We start from the raw sequence: 16,307 nt of genomic DNA, 5'->3' as shown, positions 1-16,307 counted from the left end.
GCACGTCGCCGGCGCTGTCCAGCCGCGCCACCAGCACGCGGCTCACCGGCCGCCTCCGGGACCGTCCGCTGCCTGCAGCGCGCCGCTTTCCTCATCAACGTCCCGGGGAGCCGCGTCCCGCCGGACCGGCAGCTCGGCGCCGAACAGCAGCTCGAGTGCCGCGGCAAGATCCGGCGCAACCAAGGTCGCCGCCTCGACTTCCTCCGCCCGGGTAATGGGCGTGGGCACCAGCACGCCGCGCGCGCCGGCAGCCGCCGCCGCTTCCACATCTGCGCCGATGTCCCCGATGAAGGCCACTTCCCGCGGCTGCAGTCCGAGCCGCTCGCACGCCTGCCGGACCATGCCCGGCTGCGGCTTGCGGCAGGCACAGCCATCGGCAGGTCCGTGCGGGCAGACCTCCCACATATCGAACGGGCCGAGCAGCTCCTCCACCCGGGCGTTCACGGCGTCCACCTGGCCGCGGTCCAGCAGCCCGCGCGCGATGCCGGACTGGTTGGTCAGCACCCCGCACGGCAACCCGGCCGCGCGGATGGCGTCCAGGACCTCGCGGGCGCCGGGCATCGGGCGGACCAGGTCGGGGTCGTGGTTGTAGGGCACGTCGACAACCAGCGTTCCGTCCCGGTCGAACAGGACGGCCCGCGGCGGGAGCAGGGCCTCAAGTGTCATACCAGCACTGTTCCCGCCCCGACGCGCGGCTAAACACTTCAGCACCGACTTCTTTTCTCCGGCTGGAAACCGCCGTCCGGCGGATTCCGGTACGCAGGCTCCTTCTCCCTGCGCCAGATCCGCACCCGATCCGAGCGTGGCCATGCCGCGTCCCGGGCAGCTCTGGCAGGATGAAGCCATGCTGGAAGAACAAGGCTTGGAAGCGGTTCCCGATGGACTGGCGCCGGACGGCCGGCCCGAACTGCTGGTGCTGCGGGCGCTGAAGCTCGGCGACCTGCTGGTGGCCGTGCCGGCCCTGCGCGCCCTGCGCCGGGCGTTTCCGGACCACCGGATCCTGTATGCCGCCCAAGGCTGGCTGCGTCCGATGATGGAACTGGTCGGCTCGGTGGATGACCTGCTGGACACCCACGGGCTCGATGTCCCCATCGGGCTGGCTCCGGGCCGGGTGGATGTCGCGGTCAACCTGCATGGCAACGGGGCGGAAAGCAGGGGCCGGATCGAGGCGCTGCAGCCCGCCCGGCGCATCGGCCATTCCTCCCCCGGCTGGGACGGCCCGGCCTGGCCGGACGGCCTGCACGAACGCGACCGCTGGGCCCGGCTGCTGGAATGGCACGGCATCCCGGCCGATCCGTTGGACTACCGGCTCCACCGCCCCGCCCAGCCCACCAGCCGCCCGGGCGCCGCCGTGCTGCACGTAGGCGCCGCCTACGGAAGCCGGCTCTGGCCCGCTGACCGGTTTGCCGCCGTCGCCCGTGAACTGGCCCTGGCCGGGCATGACGTCGTCTTCACCGGAAGCGCGCGGGAGCGGCCGCGCGCATTGGAAGTCGCAGCGCTGGCCGGCTTCGGTCCGGACAGCGTCGTGGCCGGCGAATATTCACTGGCCCAGTTCGCCGCGGTCATCGCCGACGCCGCCGTCGTGGTCTCGGCGGATACCGGGGCGGCGCATCTGGCCTCGGCCTACGCGCGGCCCTCGGTGGTCATGTTCGGTCCGGCCCCGGTGGCCGAATGGGGTCCGCCGCCCGGCCCGCACATCGTGCTCACGGACGAGTCCCGGCGGCTCGGCGACACCTTCTCCAGTGAGCCGGATCCGGCCCTCCTGGCCGTCACGGTGGACGACGTGCTGGAAGCACTCGCCGGCCTTGGCGCCAGGCCCGGTACCGGCATCCTTGCCCCGGAACCGGCCATCCGCACCGAATCCTAAGCCGTGCGCAGCCGGCGGACCGGCACCCCTTCGGGCTCGCCGAGCAGCCGCCGCTGCAGCCGCACCAGGATCCGCGCCAACGCCCGCGACACCTGCATCTGCGTCATCCCGACCCGCTCCCCGACGCGCTGCTGGGACTCCTCCTCGAAATAGCGGTAGTAGAGGAGCAACTGTTCGCGCGGCGCCAGCTCGCGGATCGCGCCGCGCAGCATCAGCAGTTCCTCGGCACGGTCGAGCCGGTGGTCGGCGCCGCCCAGCGAATCCGCCAGCGTGCGCCCGTCCTGGGCCGCCTCCAGGGATTCCGGCCGGAGGCTGCTCTGGCAGTTCAGTGCCTCGCCCACGAGCTGCGGATCCTCGCCGAGTTCGCCGCCGAGTTCCGCCAGCGAGGGCTCACGGCCCAGCCGCTGCGCGAGTTCCGGAATGGCCTTGGCCGCCACGGTCCGCAGCTCCTGCAGCCGGCGCGGCGGGCGCACCACCCAGCAGTTGTCGCGCAGGTAGCGTTTGAGTTCTCCGGTCACCGTCGGCACGGCGTAGGCGGGGAAATCCGTGCCGCGCTCGGGATCAAAACCGCGCACCGCCTTGAGCAGGCCCATCCGCGCCACCTGCTTCAGGTCCTCCAGGTCCCGGCCGGCGCCGGCGTACCCCTTCGCGGCGGTCTCCGCGATGTCCAGATGGCCCAGGACAAGTTCCTCTTCCAGGGCCCTCCGCAGGGATCCCTTGGCCGAGCGGGCCTGGCGGAAGAGCGTCGTTCGGTGGTTCGCGGAAGGCATCATGAGGCATCCACTCTCTGGTCAGCGGTTCCAGGCCCAAAGCCCGGCGTCTCCACCCCAGCGAAACATAAGCATGCTTACATAGCAACAACTTTTTGGAAAAAATCCGGCCGGAAATCTTCTCCTACCCGGGGAGAAGAAGGTATAAGCAGCAGAAGCAGCCGCTCCTCGCGCTCAGGCCTGCTTGCCGCGTGTTTCCGCCGTCGCGCCGGGCCGCTCGGCCCCACCATCGCTCTGCTCGTCCTTGCCGTCCACGAGCTTCAGCCCGATGACACAGCCGATAATGCCCGCCAGGAACAGCATCTTCAAGACACCTGCCGGTTCGCCGGAGAACAGCACGGAATAGAGCACGGTCAGCACCGCGCCCAGACCGGTCCACACCGCATAGGCCGTACCGATGCCGATCCCGCGCATGGCATAACCGAGCCCGGCCATGCTCAAGACCACGGCGACGAGGAAGACCGCCGTCGCTCCCGGGCGGGAAAACCCCTGCGAGTAATCCAGCGCCGTGGCCCACACGGCTTCCAGCACGGCGCTGATGATCAGGATTGCCCAATGCACGACTAGCCCACCGCCTTCAGGCCGACCACACAGCCGATGATGCCCAGCAACAGCAGCACCTTGGCCAGCGAGGCGCGCTCACCGCCGAAAACCATCGCGTAGGCGGCGGTCAGCACGGCGCCGATGCCCACCCACACGGCGTAGGCGGTGCCGACGGGAATCGCCGTCATCGCGTACGCCAGGCCGGCCATGCTCACGGACATCGCAACAAAGAAAACGACCGTCGGCCACAGCCTGCGGAAGTTCCGCGACATGCCCAGCGCCGTCGCCCACACCGCCTCCAGGACGCCCGACAGGATCAGAATTATCCATTCCATCGATAACCTCATGGCCAGTCTTGTCGCGCGCCGGGTACTGATCCCTCGTCCGGAGGACCCGAAGCGGGGTCCTTGCGGAAAAACATAGCAAAGCACGACGGCGGAGGGCGGCTTTGGTTGCCAAAGTCACCACCGATTCACCCCTGCCCGGTCCCCCGTCCAGCGGCCCGTGGCACGATGGTGCCATGGAAATCGCGCAAGCGCCGACCACGTACCGGCTCCAGTCCGGCCTGCCAAGCCAGGACGACATGGACCGGTACCGCACGCTCAGCGCCAACGCGGCTGCCGGCGTCGCAGTTGTTTCCACCGTTGTCCGCGGACGCGACTATGCCGCTACCGTAACCGGCTGGCTGTCGGTCTCCTATGACCCACCCACCATCCTCGTCAGCCTCTACGGCGAATCGCGCATAGGCGAGGCCGTCTCCACCAGCCGCTACTGGGCGCTGAGCCTGCTGACCAGCAGCCAGCAGGGCACCGCCAACTGGCTCGCCAGCCCCGGCACCCCGCTGGAGGGACTGCTGGCCCAGGTACCCTTCCGCCGCGGACAGGTCTCCTCGGCCGCCATCATCGATGACGCGCTGGCCTTCTTCGAAGCGGAAACCGTTGCCGTCCACGCGGCGGCGACCCATCTGCTGGTGATCGGCGAAGTCCGCGCCATGGGCACCCTCGCCACCGGCCAGGACGCGCTCGACCCGCTCGTGCATTTCGGTTCGGCCTACCACCGGCTGGACCGCTGACACAGAACAGGAACAGGTGACCATGTCCATCCAACAGAACCAGGAGAAGCGGCCGCAGCCCGCCCCGGACAGCCCGCGCAAGCCCGACTCCCCGACGGACATCAAGGGGCGGTCCTGGCGCTATATCCTCAAACGCACCCTGCGGGAGTTCAGCGCGGACAAGTGCACTGACCTCGCCGCCGCGATGACCTACTACGCCGTGCTGTCCATCTTCCCCGGCCTGCTCGCCGTCGTCTCGATCCTCGGCATCGTCGGCCAGGGCGAGGCCACCACGCGCACCATCATCGAACTGCTGGAGCGGCTCGGCGCGCCGGCGGACGCCCTCGGCCTGATTGAAGGGCCGATCAACCAGCTGACCAGCGGCACGGGAGCCGGCCTCGCTCTCGCCACCGGTATCATCGGCGCCATCTGGACCGCCTCCGGCTACGTGCGCGCCTTCGGCCGGGCCATGAACACCATGTACGACGTCGACGAAGGCCGCCCGTTCTGGAAGCTGTACCCGGTCATGCTCGGCGTGACGCTCACGCTCGTGATCGTCGTCGTGATTATGATGCTGGTCCTCATTCTCTCCGGAGGCTTCGCGCAGACACTAGGCAATATGATCGGCCTCGGCGACACCGCCCTCATGGTCTGGAACATCGCCAAGTGGCCCGTCCTGGTGCTGCTGGTCATTTTCATGATCGCGCTGCTCTACTACGCCACGCCCAACGTCAAGCAGCCGAAGTTCCGGTGGATCAGCATCGGCGCCCTCGTCGCCATCATCGTCATGGCGCTGGCCACCGCCGGCTTCGGGTTCTACGTTGCCAACTTCGGCAACTACAACGCCACCTACGGCACCATCGGCGGCGTGATCGTCCTGCTGCTGTGGATCTGGATCATGAACGTGGTACTGCTCTTGGGCGGCGAAATCGACGCCGAAATCGAGCGCGGCCGCCAGCTCCAGGCCGGCATCAAAGCCGAGGAGACATTGCAATTGCCCGCGCGCGACGACCGCCAGTGCCGCAAGCTCAACGACAAGGCGCTCGGCCTGGTCAATGACGGCCGCGACCTGCGGTATGCCTACGGGCACACGGACTACCGGGATCGCTGACTCCGGCCTTCCACAGGCCATCGCCCCGCCGCCTAAACTGGAGCGCATGAGCGAAGACGGCAGCACGGCATCCGTAGCCGAAGAGCTGCAGGAGATGATCCTGCATCACGACGACGTGGACCGTTTCCTGGATGAACTGGCGGTCTACTCCACCCGCATCCTCGGCGGACACATTGAAGTGCACTGCGGGGTCACGCTCAAACGCGAGAAGCACGCGGTGACCGTCGCCAACAGCGGGCCCATCGCGCACCAACTGGACGAAATCCAGTACGGCTTCGACAAGGGACCGTGCCTGGCGGCCATCGACACCGGGACAACGACCATCGTGCATGACGCCCGCACCGATGACCGCTGGCCCGACTACTTCAGCGCCGTCGTCGGACACGGCTTCTACTCGATGATGGGCGTGCCGCTCCTGCTCGAGTCCGGCGGCGGCGCGGGCGCGGCTTTGAACTTCTACGCCCGGCAGCCCGGAGCCTTCACCGGAGAAACAGCCCGCACGGCGGAGGGCTACGCCGCGCAGGCCTCGCGCGCCCTGCAGCTTGCCCTCCGCGTTGCCAAATATGCGGATACTGCCTCCCACCTGAAAAGCGCGCTGGAATCGCGGACCACGATCGACCTGGCAGTCGGCATCATCATGGGGCAGAACCGCTGCAGCCAGGAGGAGGCCTTCAACATCCTCAAGGCCGCCTCCACCAGCCGGAACGTCAAGCTCCGCGATGTCGCTGCCGGCGTCGTCGCCAACCTCGGCGGAACCTCGCCCAACACCCACTTCGAGGACTGATCCTCCCGGGCGACAAGGCCGCCCGGGAGCGTGTTGCCTTCAGCAATACCTCCGGGACGGTTGTCGGCGAACCGGCCGTGGGATAGGTTGCAGGCAAATGGCCCCTGCCTGCGGAGGCAACCGATGGAAGCCGAAATCACCCTGGACGTCGACGGCAGCCGGCGCACCGTCACCGTTGACACCCGTACCACCCTGCTCGACGCACTGCGCGACCGGCTCGCAGTGACCGCCCCGAAGAAGGGCTGTGACCACGGCCAGTGCGGTGCCTGCACCGTGCTGCTGGACGGCCGGCGCGTCAACTCCTGCCTCATTTTCGCCGTGGCGCAGGACGGCGCGGAAGTCACCACGGCGGCCGGCCTGGCCGACGGCGAAACCCTCCACCCCGTCCAGCAGGCCTTCCTCGACCAGGACGCCTTCCAATGCGGCTACTGCACGCCCGGCCAGATCTGTTCGGCGGTCGGCATGCTCGCCGAGGCCGCGGCGGGCCAGCCCAGCGCCGTCACGGCCGCCGGCCCTCCAGCGAACGCCGCAACCACCCTGGACGAGGACGAAATCCGCGAACGCATGAGCGGCAACCTCTGCCGCTGCGGGGCCTACGCCAACATCGTTGCTGCCATCCGCCAGGTCTCGACGGCAGGACCGGACGTATGAAGCCCTTCGACTACCGGCGAGCCACCACCGTCGACGGCGCCGTCGCGGAAATCGCGGGCAATCCCCAGGCTGCCTTCCTGGCCGGCGGCACCAACCTCGTCGACCACATGAAACTGGGCATCGCGTCCCCGGACCTGCTCGTCGACATCACTTCCCTCCAGCTGGACGACGTGGCCGAAACCGGCGACGGCGGCCTGCGCATCGGCGCCAACGTCCGCAACAGCGACCTCGCGGCCCATCCGCTCGTCCGCAGCCGCTACCCGGTGCTGTCCCAGGCCCTGCTCTCGGGCGCCTCCGGCCAACTGCGGAACATGGCCACCACCGGCGGAAACCTCCTGCAGCGCACCCGCTGCGTCTACTTCCAGGACGCCAGCACGCCGTGCAACAAGCGGACCCCCGGCTCCGGCTGCTCCGCACGGGAGGGCTACGCCCGCTACCACGCCATCCTGGGCGCCTCCCCTGACTGCATCGCGGTCCATCCGTCGGACATGGCCTGCGCCCTTGCCGCCTTGGACGCTTCCGTCGTCGTCCACGGCCCCGCCGGCGAGCGCACCCTGGCGGTCGCTGACCTCCACCGCCTGCCCGGCGACCGTCCTGACCGCGACACCGTGCTGGACCACGGTGACCTGATCACGTCCGTCCTGCTGCCTCCGCTGCCCTGGGCGCGGCGCTCGACCTACCGCAAGGTCCGGGACCGGGCATCGTACGCCTTTGCCTTGGTTTCCGTGGCCGCCGCGGTGGAGCTGGAGGACGACGGCGGCAATGCGGGTTCCGTTCCCGTCATCCGCCAGGCGCGCATCGCCTTGGGCGGGGTCGCCCACAAGCCTTGGCGGGCAGCCCTGGCCGAGGCGGCGCTGCAGGGGGCCCCGGCGACGCAGGACAGTTTCCGCCGGGCGGCGGAGGCGGAGCTGGCAGCGGCCAGCACCCGGGCGGACAACGCCTTCAAAGTCCCCATGGTCAGCAACGCCCTGGTCTCGGTGCTGCACGATCTGACGCAGGAGTCCTCATGACCGCCCCCCTGGAAGCCCGCGCGATGGGCAGCAGCCTGGAACGGCTGGACGGTCCCGCCAAGGTCACCGGCACTGCCCGGTACGCCTGGGAACAGCAAGTGGAGCAGCCTGCCTACCTGCATCCCATCCAGTCCACCATCGCCCTCGGCCGGGTCACCTCCATGGACGTCTCGGCGGCAGAAGCGCTGGACGGAACCATCGCCGTCCTGACACCGTGGAATGCTCCCCGGCTGGCCGATACTTCCGACGCCGAGCTCGCCATCCTGCAGTCGGATGCCGTCGGATTCCGCGGCCAGTTCATCGGCGGCGTCGTCGCCGAGACCCCGGAGATCGCCCGCGAAGCCGCGGGGCTGGTCACGGTCGTTTACGACCAGGCCGACCATGATGCCAGGTTCGGTGCGGAGCGGGATGACCTCGATGTCCCCGACGAAGTCAACGCGGGCTTCCCCACTGACACCGCACAGGGCGATGCCGAAGAAGCCCTGGCGGGCGCCGCCGTCGTTATTGACCAGACCTATACAACTCCCCCCGAGCACAACAATCCGATGGAGCCGCACACCACGGTGGCGCAGTGGACGGATTCCGGGCTGCACCTCTACGACTCGACCCAGGGCGTCCACCAGGTCCGCCGCACCCTCGCCCCGGTCTTCGGCCTGGAGCGCGGGCAGGTCCATGTCACCGCCCCGCACGTGGGCGGCGGCTTCGGGTCCAAGGGACTGCCGCACGCCCACGTGGTGCTCGCCGCCATGGCCTCCAGGCTCAGCGGCGGCCGGCCGGTCAAGCTCGCGCTGACCCGCCAGCAGATGTTCTTCGTGGCGGGATACCGCACACCGACCATCCAGCGCGTCCGGCTGGGCGCGGACGCGGAGGGCCGGCTGACCGCCATCACCCACGACGTGGTCGAGCAGACGTCGAAAATCAAGGAATTCGCCGAACAATCGGCGGTGCCGACGCGCATGATGTACGCCGCGGCCAACCGGAGCACGAGCCACCGCCTCGCCCGGCTCGACGTCCCGGTCCCGTCCTGGATGCGCGCGCCCGGCGAATGCCGGCATGTTCGGGCCCGAGGTCGCCATGGACGAGCTGGCCGAAGCCTGCGGCCTCGATCCGATTGAAGTGCGGATCCGCAATGAGCCGACGGCGGACCCGGAATCCGGGCGGCCCTTCGCCAACCGCCATCTCGTCGCCTGCCTGCGTGAGGGCGCCCGGCGCTTCGGGTGGGAGCAGCGCGACCATCGTCCCCGCACCAGGCTCGACGGGGACTGGCTGATCGGGACCGGCGTGGCCAGCTCCACCTATCCGGCCCGGCGCCAGCCCGGCTCCGTCGCCAGGATCCGGTTCACCTCCGAGGGCGGCTACCAGGTCTCGATCGGGGCCGTCGATCTGGGCACCGGCACCTGGACCGTGCTGAGCCAGGTCGCCGCCGACGCCCTGGGCGTCCCGGTCCACGCCGTCCGGCTGGACATCGGCGACACCGCGCTGCCCAAAGCCAGCGTGGCCGGCGGTTCCACCGGGCTGTCCAGCTGGGGCACCGCGATTGCCACGGCCGCCGGGACGTTCCGGAACAAGTACGGCACGGATCCGGAGGACGGCGCCGAGGTCGAAGACGCGGCACCGAAGAATCCGGCGGCCGACGAGTACGCCCTGCACTCCTTCGGCGCCCAGTTCGCCGAAGTCCAGGTCCACCGCTGCACCGGCGACATCCGGGTCTCCCGCATGCTCGGAGTCTTCTCCGCCGGGCGCATCATCAACCCGCGCACGGCCCGCTCCCAGTTCATCGGCGGCATGACCATGGGACTTGGCATGGCCCTCCACGAGCACAGCGTCATGGACCCCCGGTTCGGCATGATCGTCAACCACGACTTCGCCGAGTACCACATTCCGGTCAACGCGGACATCCTCGACGTGGACGCCATCTGGCTCGACGAAGTCGACGAGCACGCCGGTCCGCTCGGTTCGCGGGGCATCGGCGAGATCGGGATCGTCGGCGCCGCCGCGGCCATCGCCAACGCGGCCTACCATGCCACCGGCGTCCGGGTGCGCGACCTGCCGCTGACGCCGGACAAGTTCCTCTGAGCTGCGGGGCCGGCAGCGGCAGGCAGCTCAGCCGCGCCGCCAGTCGTTGCTGGTCAGATGGCTGCCGGCCTGCGGGCCCATCTGCAGCATGCCGCCGTCAACGGCCCAGGAGGCACCGTTGACATAGGCGGCATCCGGGGACGCGAGGAAGGCAATCACGGCGGCAACTTCGCGCGCGTCCCCGGGCCGGTTCAGGGGAATGCCGGGCCGTGCGTGCTCGTGCGGATCCTCGTCCGTCTGGCCGGTCATCGGCGTGGCAATCTCGCCCGGCGCCACCGAGTTGGCGGTGATGCCGTGCTCGGCCAACTCCAGCGCGATGGTCTTGATGAGTCCGCCCAGTCCGTGCTTCGCGGCATCGTAGGCCGCCGAACCCACCCGCGGCTGGTGCTCGTGGACGCTGGTCACGGCAATGATCCGGCCGCCCTGGCCCTGGTCCGCCATCAGCTGCGCCGCCCGCTGGATGCATACGAACGCACCGTCGAGGTCGGTGGCCACGACCTTCCGCCACGTCTCATAGCTCGTTTCGAGGAACTTCTCGTTGGCGCCGGTGCCGGAATTATTGACGAACACGTCCAGCCCGCCCAGTTCCTGTGCGAGGCGCTCGACGACGGCGGCGCAGCCAGGCAGGTCCGTGGTGTCCAGCTGCGCAACCACCGCGCGGCGGCCCAGGGACCGCACTTCCCGGGCAGTCCGTTCCGCTCCCTCCTGGTCGGTGTGCCAGGTAATGCCCACATCCATCCCGGCTCGTGCCAGCGCCGCGGCGGTGGCACGTCCAATACCGGAATCCGATCCGGTCACGATCGCTGTCTTCGGAGCAAACCCGGCCATCAGCTGTCCTCCTGCCTGCTGCGGATCCACAGGCTGCCATTGTGGCTGAGTTCACCCTCGGCCACCACCTCGGATCATGCTGAAGCTCTGGTTCACGTTCGTAACGCTCAGTACGCTGGCCAAATGAGCGAACAGAATCTTCCCGACCCGGAACTGCACATCGCGGGCGAGGAACCGCCGATTCCCGGCGAGGACGACTACGCCGTCCCGCCGGAGGAACTGGACGCGGACGCCGGCACGCTGGACCTTGACCGCGTAGAGGGTGACGCCGAGGCCCTGCAGGAAGGCAGCACCGTCGGCGACGCGGGGAACCCGGACGCGCACACAGACCCGATGTCCGAACAGGCGCTGCGGGACGAAACGGCCGAAAGCCGCTATGAAGCAGGCGAGGAGCAGGTGCCCCCGGACGTTCCCACGATCGGCGAAGCCGCGAACGACGTGGACTTCGGCGATGACCTGGGCAGCGAGGAAGCCGACAGCAGCGACGACCCGGCCAACCTCGGCGGCCGGCCGCTGTCGGACTTCGAAGGCACCGAGTCCGACTGACGCGCGGGGATCACAACACCGCGCAAAGGCATGATGAACGCCACATGAACGGCCGGCCGCTCGTGTGAAAAAATGGACCATGCGTCCGATGCAGCACTCCAGCAAACTCCAGAACGTCAGGTATGAACTTCGGGGCCCTATCCTGCATGCGGCCAAGAAGATGGAGGCCGAGGGGCAGCGCATCCTCCGGATGAACCTGGGCGACCCTGCACCCTTCGGGCTGGAGGCACCGGAGTCGATCGTGGTGGACATGATCCACCACCTGCGGGACGCGCAGGGCTACAGCGATTCGAAGGGCATCTTCTCGGCCCGGACGGCAATCTCGCAGTACTACCAGACCAAGGGCCTGATGCAGATCGGCGTTGAAGACATCTTCGTCGGCAACGGGGTCTCGGAACTGATTTCCATGACGCTCCAGGCCTTTCTGGAGAACGGGGACCAAGTCCTGATCCCCGCGCCGGACTACCCGCTGTGGACCGCTTCCGTCACGCTCAGCGGCGGCACCCCCGTCCACTACCTGTGCGACGAAGCCAACAACTGGTGGCCGGATATGGCCGACGTCGCAGCCAAAATCACTCCCCGGACCCGGGCCATCGTCCTGATCAACCCGAACAACCCCACCGGCGCCGTCTATCCGCGGCACATCCTGGAAGAGTTCGCCCGCCTGGCCCGCGAACACGACCTGGTCCTTTTCTCCGACGAGATCTACGAGAAGATCACGTACGACGGCGCCGTCCACATCCACACCGCCTCGGTCGCCCCGGACCTTCCGGTGCTGACGTTCTCCGGATTGTCGAAGGCCTACCGGATGCCCGGCTACCGGGCCGGCTGGGTGGCCATCAGCGGCCCCCGGACCGCCACCGCTGCCTACCGTGAATCCCTGGAGCTGCTGGCATCACTGCGGCTGTGCGCCAACGTCCCGGCGCAGCATGCCATCCAGACCTCGCTCGGCGGCTACCAGAGTATCGGCGACCTGGTGAAGCCCGGCGGGCGGCTGCATGAACAGCGCGATTTGGCGTGCCGCCTGCTCAACGAAATTCCGGGCGTCAGCTGCGTCCCCGCCGCCGGCGCGATGTACCTGTTCCCGAAGCTGGATCCTCAGGTCTACCCGTTCGTCAACGACGAGCAATTCGTGCTGGACCTGCTGGAGGACCAGAAAATCCTGGTCTCCCACGGCACGGCGTTCCACTGGCCGGCGCCGGACCACTTCCGCTTCGTGATCCTGCCGTCCGTGGACGAGATCGAGGAAGCCGTCCGGCGGATTTCGGCCTTCCTGGCCGTCTACCGCCGGAAGGCCGAAGCCCAGGCTAGAGCCACTTCTTCCATTTGAAGGCGGCGAACAACGCCGCGCCGATGCCCAGCATGAGCAGCAGCGCGAACGGATAGCCCCAGACCCAAGCCAGCTCCGGCATGTGGTCGAAATTCATCCCGTAGACCGCGCCCACCAGGGTCGGGGCGAACAGGATGGCTGCCCAGGACGAAATCCGCTTGACCTCTTCGTTCTGCGCCAGGCTGGTCTCGGTCAGCCGCTTCATCTCCTCGTTCTGGCGCTGTGCGACCAGCGTCGAGTGCACTTCCAGGGCGTTCTGCAGCAGCGCACGGAAGGCGTTGGCCCGGTCCACCACGCGCAGCACGTGGTCGTGCACATCCCGCAGGCGCTTCTGCAGCTCCTCGTCCACGCTGTCCTTGTCGACGCCCCTTTCCAGGAGCGCCAGCATCCCGTCCAGCGGCTGGGTGGCCCGCTGGAATTCGATCACCTCGCGGTGCAGTTCGTAGATCCGGCGGGAAACATCCGGATGGCCGCCGAAAAGCTCGTCCTCGATCTCGTCGATGTCGTTCTCCAGTCCGGCGACCACCGGCGCGTACTCGTCCACCACCTGGTCGAGGAGCGCGTACAGAACCGCGTGCGGCCCCTTGGCCAGCAGCTCCGGGCTTGCTTCCATCCGCCGCCGCACCTTGGCCAGGTCGGGCGACTCTGCGTGGCGCACGGTGAGTACGAAGTCCGGGCCGACGAAGACGTGCAGCTCGCCGAACTCGACCTTCTCGACGTCGTCCAGGTACCGGGCGGGCCGGAGCACCGTAAAGAGGGTCGCACCGTACCGCTCCAGCTTGGCCCGCTGGTGGCCCGAGAGCGCATCCTCCACCGCCAGCTCATGGAGGTCGAACTCCTTGGCCACGGCCCGCACATCCGCCGCGTCCGGCCGGTACAGCCCGATCCACGCCATGCCGTTGCTGGCCCGCATCAGTTCGAAGGTCTCGTCCAGGCTGGCCGGGCTGGCGGCCCGGCGCCCGTCCACGTACACGGCGTTGTCGACCAACGGCATCTGCTGTCCTCTCGCTCGGCCCGCGCGCTCGCCGGGCCACCTGCCAATGTACCAACGTCGGCGGAACCGCACCGGCCCGTAAATTCTCCGTGAACATCCGGCACCCGCCATGGTGCTGTTCAGGCGCTTGGGCCATGCTGGAAGCCGCCCTGCACCCGATCCTGCGGAGGAACCATGCAGCAGTCCCGCCATGAAAACTGGAATCTGATGCCCGGCACGTTGGTGGAGGTCCGCCGCCGGGACAAGCTCGTGCGCAGCGGCCGGGTGGACGCCGTTTCGCCGGATGCCGAACTGCTCTGGCTGGCCTCGGACGGCCCCGTCCCGCGCCAGCTGTTCGAGAAGGCAGAAGGCTACGAACTCTGGTCCCGCGGACAGGAGGAGAATGCCAGCGCCCTTCCGGTCCCGGACCATCAGGTCTAGCGTGGGCGCATGGACTGGAAACTCGAACTTGTCGCCGTGCCGGTGACGGACGTTGACCGCGCGAAAGCATTCTACGTGGACCAGGTCGGGTTCCATGCCGACCACGACCACAAGGTCAGCCCGGACCTGCGCTTCGTCCAGCTCACGCCCAAAGGCTCCGCCTGCTCCATCGTGCTGGGCACCGGCATCACCGAAATGGAGCCGGGCTCGCAGAAGGGGCTGCAGGTCGTGGTCGACGACGCCGCCGCGGCCCGGGAGGAACTGCTGTCCCGCGGCGTAGAGGCCAGCGAGGTGGATGTGCAGCCGTGGGGCCGGTTCGTCTATTTCAGCGACCCGGACGGCAACACCTGGGCCCTGCAGCAAATGCCCCCGCGGGACCGTTTCTAGAAGTACGACGGCGGTACGCGCCTGCCGCTGGCAGGTTTCCGTGACGACACATCCCGCCATATTTCCGCAGTGCTGGACCTCGGGCGACACTCAGTGTTTACTGGGTGTCGCCTGCGCTGTTAACAGTTGCGGACCGAAACTGGACCTGTACGAGTGATCACCATATGCATGTTGGGGAATGACGCATGAGCATTGACAACCGTCTGAAGGCAGTACTCGATAGCCTGGCCAAGGCCCACGAGGAGGGAACCACGGCCGGCGGCAGCGCCGTCCTCGCCGAGGCCATCGCGGCTTTCCCGCTGGATGCGCGCGAGAGCGAACTGCTGTCCGGCGGCATCCCCCGCGGCCACAAGGCCCTCACCACGGCGACGTCGAAACTCGTCAAGGCCGGCTGGATCACCAAGGGCCGCGGCGGCTGGAAGATCACCGAGGAGGGCCTGGCCGCAGCCGCAGCCTTCCCGGACGGCGCATCGGTCGCCGCCGCCCTGAACAGCGGCACGCCCGTTCCGCCCCTGCCGGCCACCAAGGCCGTCAAGCCGCGCGCCAAGTCTGCAGCTGCCGCCACCGCTGCGGCGAAGAAGCCGGCCGTGGCGGAGTCCGCGGTGGCAGCGCTCCCGCCCGCCCCGGAAGCCCCCGCAGCCCTGCCGGCACACAGCACCGCCGAGGCTCCGGCCGAAAGCAAGGCCCCGCAGGCACCTGCGGTTCCGCAGCCGGACGCCGTCGCCATCGCCGGAAACTTCGCCGGCGTGCTCGGCTGCCCCTCCGACTGGGAGCCGGACTTCGACCAGGTGCAGATGCAGCTCGACCCGGCGGACCAGCTGTGGAAGCTCGAGGTCGACCTGCCGGCCGGCTTCTACACCTACAAGGCAGCACTCAACCGCTCGTGGGACGAGAACTACGGCGCCTTCGGGCAGCGGGACGGCGCCAACCACGAGTTCCACCATGGCGGCGGCAAGGTCCGGTTCCACTACGACCACCGCACCAAGGACGTCATCGTCCGCTGACAATACGGCGGGAAGCGGGAGCAGGACAGCCTGTGCCGGTTCCCGCCGCTGGCGGCAGCGGAAGCAGCTGCCGCCCTTTCCCTCGCGCGCGCCCATCAGGCCTCAGTACGGCAGTCTGGTTCCCGCACGGCGGGCGGGTTTCGCCGTCGTTGGTGAACACTTTTCCGGTTGCCGGAATAAACTCCGCCGGGCGCCGGTTGGCAATAACGTAACCCGAGCTCCACGCGCCACCGCTGAACCTCTCCGGCAGAGCTTTTTCGCGGCTGATATCATCGCCGCCCTCGTGCTAGGTTCCCAGCCTTACGCGTTGGCCCCATGGCGCCGTTGTACCGGGTTCCCGATGCCCTAACCGCAAGACACAGGAGGTACCTTATGACAGCAGCCGCCCACGATCCCCTGGTCGACCTGACACCCACCCGCATCCGCCACCTCGGCGCACTGCGGCGAGGCGACGCCATCGAAGCCCGGTTCCACGACGATGTGCAGTACCGCGGCCGCGTGGACCGCACCGCACCAGGCGTTGGACTGGTCTGGATCCGCGAGGAGAACGGCGGACGCCGGGCCGTCAGCGACACCGACTACTCCATCTGGCGCCTCCCCATCCAGGGCTGACCCTCAGGTGGCGGCCAGTTTCCGCACAATCTCTGCGGCCGGCTCGGCCTCGGCTTCCCGGTAGCCGACGCCGGCCCACAACGACATCAACTGCGCATCCTGCCCGGCGGCCGCCGCGGCCCGCACCGGCCGGGTCACCTGGTTGACCTGCGGATACACCGCGGGGGCAAAGCCGGTGAAGCGCTGGATGAAGTCATTGTCCACGCCGCGCGCCACCCGGCCGGAGAACGCCCGGGTGAGCACCGTTCCGGCGCCACGCAGGGTGCGCAGCGCGTCCTTGTAGAACGGCGCGGCGCCGGACTCGGGCGCGCGCAGGAACGCCG

At 68.7% G+C, this 16,307-nt stretch carries 21 protein-coding genes and 1 riboswitch; of the genes, 14 read left to right on the top strand and 7 right to left on the bottom strand.

What is annotated here, in order from left to right; genetic code table 11:
• Positions 1–42: 42 nt before the first annotated feature.
• Positions 43–666, bottom strand: a complete 624-nt coding sequence (locus tag D477_RS09330) for a D-glycero-alpha-D-manno-heptose-1,7-bisphosphate 7-phosphatase (RefSeq protein ID WP_005268782.1) — start codon at positions 664–666, stop codon at positions 43–45.
• 178 nt (positions 667–844) lie between these two features.
• On the opposite strand from D477_RS09330, the gene D477_RS09325 reads away from it, so the two are divergent.
• Entirely contained in the window at positions 845–1,867 is a 1,023-nt protein-coding gene (locus tag D477_RS09325) for a glycosyltransferase family 9 protein (RefSeq protein WP_052510734.1), read from the top strand.
• On the opposite strand, the gene D477_RS09320 is transcribed toward D477_RS09325, so the two are convergent.
• The 3 genes from D477_RS09320 to D477_RS09310 form a co-directional block, all read right to left on the bottom strand.
• Entirely contained in the window at positions 1,864–2,640 is a 777-nt protein-coding gene (locus D477_RS09320; RefSeq protein WP_005268780.1) for a sigma-70 family RNA polymerase sigma factor, read from the bottom strand. The genes D477_RS09325 and D477_RS09320 overlap by 4 nt on opposite strands.
• Positions 2,641–2,811: 171 nt before the next feature.
• Entirely contained in the window at positions 2,812–3,198 is a 387-nt protein-coding gene (locus tag D477_RS09315; RefSeq protein ID WP_005268779.1) for a DMT family transporter, read from the bottom strand.
• A gap of 2 nt (positions 3,199–3,200) precedes the next feature.
• On the bottom strand, positions 3,201–3,515 hold the full coding sequence (locus tag D477_RS09310) for a DMT family transporter (protein WP_005268778.1): 315 nt from the start codon (positions 3,513–3,515) through the stop codon (positions 3,201–3,203).
• 9 nt (positions 3,516–3,524) lie between these two features.
• Positions 3,525–3,591: riboswitch (guanidine-III (ykkC-III) riboswitch) on the bottom strand.
• Between the two features lie 109 nt (positions 3,592–3,700).
• On the opposite strand from D477_RS09310, the gene D477_RS09305 reads away from it, so the two are divergent.
• The 7 genes from D477_RS09305 to D477_RS23235 all read left to right on the top strand — a co-directional run bounded on the left by D477_RS09305 (position 3,701) and on the right by D477_RS23235 (position 9,863).
• Entirely contained in the window at positions 3,701–4,252 is a 552-nt protein-coding gene (locus D477_RS09305; RefSeq protein ID WP_043846357.1) for a flavin reductase family protein, read from the top strand.
• 22 nt (positions 4,253–4,274) lie between these two features.
• On the top strand, positions 4,275–5,342 hold the full coding sequence (locus D477_RS09300) for a YihY/virulence factor BrkB family protein (protein ID WP_005268776.1): 1,068 nt from the start codon (positions 4,275–4,277) through the stop codon (positions 5,340–5,342).
• A gap of 46 nt (positions 5,343–5,388) precedes the next feature.
• Positions 5,389–6,126, top strand: coding sequence for a GAF and ANTAR domain-containing protein (locus tag D477_RS09295; protein WP_005268775.1), 738 nt, complete (start codon positions 5,389–5,391; stop codon positions 6,124–6,126).
• A gap of 123 nt (positions 6,127–6,249) precedes the next feature.
• Positions 6,250–6,777, top strand: coding sequence for a (2Fe-2S)-binding protein (locus D477_RS09290; protein WP_005268774.1), 528 nt, complete (start codon positions 6,250–6,252; stop codon positions 6,775–6,777).
• Positions 6,774–7,787 (top strand): FAD binding domain-containing protein, encoded by a 1,014-nt coding sequence (locus D477_RS09285; protein WP_005268773.1) that lies wholly within the window; start codon positions 6,774–6,776, stop codon positions 7,785–7,787. The genes D477_RS09290 and D477_RS09285 overlap by 4 nt, the downstream gene beginning before the upstream one ends.
• On the top strand, positions 7,784–8,902 hold the full coding sequence (locus tag D477_RS23240) for a xanthine dehydrogenase family protein molybdopterin-binding subunit (RefSeq protein WP_237740742.1): 1,119 nt from the start codon (positions 7,784–7,786) through the stop codon (positions 8,900–8,902). The genes D477_RS09285 and D477_RS23240 overlap by 4 nt, the downstream gene beginning before the upstream one ends.
• Complete coding sequence (locus D477_RS23235; RefSeq protein WP_237740741.1) at positions 8,841–9,863, top strand: molybdopterin cofactor-binding domain-containing protein; 1,023 nt, start codon at positions 8,841–8,843, stop codon at positions 9,861–9,863. Before D477_RS23240 ends, D477_RS23235 begins: the two co-directional genes overlap by 62 nt.
• Before the next feature lie 27 nt (positions 9,864–9,890).
• Here D477_RS23235 and D477_RS09275 read toward each other — a convergent pair whose 3' ends face one another.
• A complete protein-coding gene (locus D477_RS09275) occupies positions 9,891–10,691 on the bottom strand; it encodes an SDR family oxidoreductase (protein ID WP_005268772.1) in 801 nt (266 codons plus the stop codon).
• Positions 10,692–10,814: 123 nt separating this feature from the next.
• On the opposite strand from D477_RS09275, the gene D477_RS09270 reads away from it, so the two are divergent.
• Positions 10,815–11,237 carry a hypothetical protein gene (locus D477_RS09270; RefSeq protein WP_005268771.1) on the top strand — a complete coding sequence of 141 codons (423 nt, stop codon included), beginning with the start codon at positions 10,815–10,817 and terminating at the stop codon, positions 11,235–11,237.
• Between the two features lie 79 nt (positions 11,238–11,316).
• Complete coding sequence (locus tag D477_RS09265) at positions 11,317–12,567, top strand: pyridoxal phosphate-dependent aminotransferase (protein WP_005268770.1); 1,251 nt, start codon at positions 11,317–11,319, stop codon at positions 12,565–12,567.
• Here D477_RS09265 and D477_RS09260 read toward each other — a convergent pair.
• Positions 12,545–13,561, bottom strand: coding sequence for a magnesium and cobalt transport protein CorA (locus tag D477_RS09260; RefSeq protein WP_005268769.1), 1,017 nt, complete (start codon positions 13,559–13,561; stop codon positions 12,545–12,547). The genes D477_RS09265 and D477_RS09260 overlap by 23 nt on opposite strands.
• A gap of 174 nt (positions 13,562–13,735) precedes the next feature.
• On the opposite strand from D477_RS09260, the gene D477_RS09255 reads away from it, so the two are divergent.
• The 4 genes from D477_RS09255 to D477_RS09240 all read left to right on the top strand — a co-directional run bounded on the left by D477_RS09255 (position 13,736) and on the right by D477_RS09240 (position 15,984).
• Positions 13,736–13,981, top strand: coding sequence for a hypothetical protein (locus D477_RS09255; protein ID WP_005268768.1), 246 nt, complete (start codon positions 13,736–13,738; stop codon positions 13,979–13,981).
• 9 nt (positions 13,982–13,990) lie between these two features.
• The gene (locus D477_RS09250; RefSeq protein WP_005268767.1) at positions 13,991–14,368 is read left to right on the top strand and encodes a VOC family protein; all 378 of its coding nucleotides are present in this window, start codon (positions 13,991–13,993) and stop codon (positions 14,366–14,368) included.
• Between the two features lie 185 nt (positions 14,369–14,553).
• Complete coding sequence (locus D477_RS09245; RefSeq protein ID WP_005268766.1) at positions 14,554–15,372, top strand: pullulanase X25 domain-containing protein; 819 nt, start codon at positions 14,554–14,556, stop codon at positions 15,370–15,372.
• A gap of 372 nt (positions 15,373–15,744) precedes the next feature.
• The gene (locus D477_RS09240) at positions 15,745–15,984 is read left to right on the top strand and encodes a hypothetical protein (protein WP_005268765.1); all 240 of its coding nucleotides are present in this window, start codon (positions 15,745–15,747) and stop codon (positions 15,982–15,984) included.
• 3 nt (positions 15,985–15,987) lie between these two features.
• On the opposite strand, the gene D477_RS09235 is transcribed toward D477_RS09240, so the two are convergent.
• Positions 15,988–16,307: nitronate monooxygenase (locus D477_RS09235; protein WP_005268764.1), on the bottom strand; the 320-nt coding region annotated here is incomplete at its 5' end.

It is taken from the genome of Arthrobacter crystallopoietes BAB-32, assembly GCF_000328305.2.
Classification (GTDB): domain Bacteria; phylum Actinomycetota; class Actinomycetes; order Actinomycetales; family Micrococcaceae; genus Crystallibacter; species Crystallibacter crystallopoietes_A.
The sequence above is the reverse complement of the archived record's forward strand: the minus strand, read 5'-3'. Positions and strand labels throughout refer to the sequence as shown.

Coding starts and splice junctions, on each gene's coding strand:
- D477_RS09275 (WP_005268772.1), bottom strand. CDS start 10,691: ATGGCCGGGTTTGCTCCGAAGACAGCGATCGTGACCGGATCGGATTCC.
- D477_RS09250 (WP_005268767.1), top strand. CDS start 13,991: ATGGACTGGAAACTCGAACTTGTCGCCGTGCCGGTGACGGACGTTGAC.
- D477_RS09330 (WP_005268782.1), bottom strand. CDS start 666: ATGACACTTGAGGCCCTGCTCCCGCCGCGGGCCGTCCTGTTCGACCGG.
- D477_RS09310 (WP_005268778.1), bottom strand. CDS start 3,515: ATGGAATGGATAATTCTGATCCTGTCGGGCGTCCTGGAGGCGGTGTGG.
- D477_RS09300 (WP_005268776.1), top strand. CDS start 4,275: ATGTCCATCCAACAGAACCAGGAGAAGCGGCCGCAGCCCGCCCCGGAC.
- D477_RS09270 (WP_005268771.1), top strand. CDS start 10,815: ATGAGCGAACAGAATCTTCCCGACCCGGAACTGCACATCGCGGGCGAG.
- D477_RS09265 (WP_005268770.1), top strand. CDS start 11,317: ATGCGTCCGATGCAGCACTCCAGCAAACTCCAGAACGTCAGGTATGAA.
- D477_RS09245 (WP_005268766.1), top strand. CDS start 14,554: ATGAGCATTGACAACCGTCTGAAGGCAGTACTCGATAGCCTGGCCAAG.
- D477_RS09320 (WP_005268780.1), bottom strand. CDS start 2,640: ATGATGCCTTCCGCGAACCACCGAACGACGCTCTTCCGCCAGGCCCGC.
- D477_RS09305 (WP_043846357.1), top strand. CDS start 3,701: ATGGAAATCGCGCAAGCGCCGACCACGTACCGGCTCCAGTCCGGCCTG.
- D477_RS09285 (WP_005268773.1), top strand. CDS start 6,774: ATGAAGCCCTTCGACTACCGGCGAGCCACCACCGTCGACGGCGCCGTC.
- D477_RS09255 (WP_005268768.1), top strand. CDS start 13,736: ATGCAGCAGTCCCGCCATGAAAACTGGAATCTGATGCCCGGCACGTTG.
- D477_RS09295 (WP_005268775.1), top strand. CDS start 5,389: ATGAGCGAAGACGGCAGCACGGCATCCGTAGCCGAAGAGCTGCAGGAG.
- D477_RS09260 (WP_005268769.1), bottom strand. CDS start 13,561: ATGCCGTTGGTCGACAACGCCGTGTACGTGGACGGGCGCCGGGCCGCC.
- D477_RS23235 (WP_237740741.1), top strand. CDS start 8,841: ATGTTCGGGCCCGAGGTCGCCATGGACGAGCTGGCCGAAGCCTGCGGC.
- D477_RS09290 (WP_005268774.1), top strand. CDS start 6,250: ATGGAAGCCGAAATCACCCTGGACGTCGACGGCAGCCGGCGCACCGTC.
- D477_RS23240 (WP_237740742.1), top strand. CDS start 7,784: ATGACCGCCCCCCTGGAAGCCCGCGCGATGGGCAGCAGCCTGGAACGG.
- D477_RS09325 (WP_052510734.1), top strand. CDS start 845: ATGCTGGAAGAACAAGGCTTGGAAGCGGTTCCCGATGGACTGGCGCCG.
- D477_RS09240 (WP_005268765.1), top strand. CDS start 15,745: ATGACAGCAGCCGCCCACGATCCCCTGGTCGACCTGACACCCACCCGC.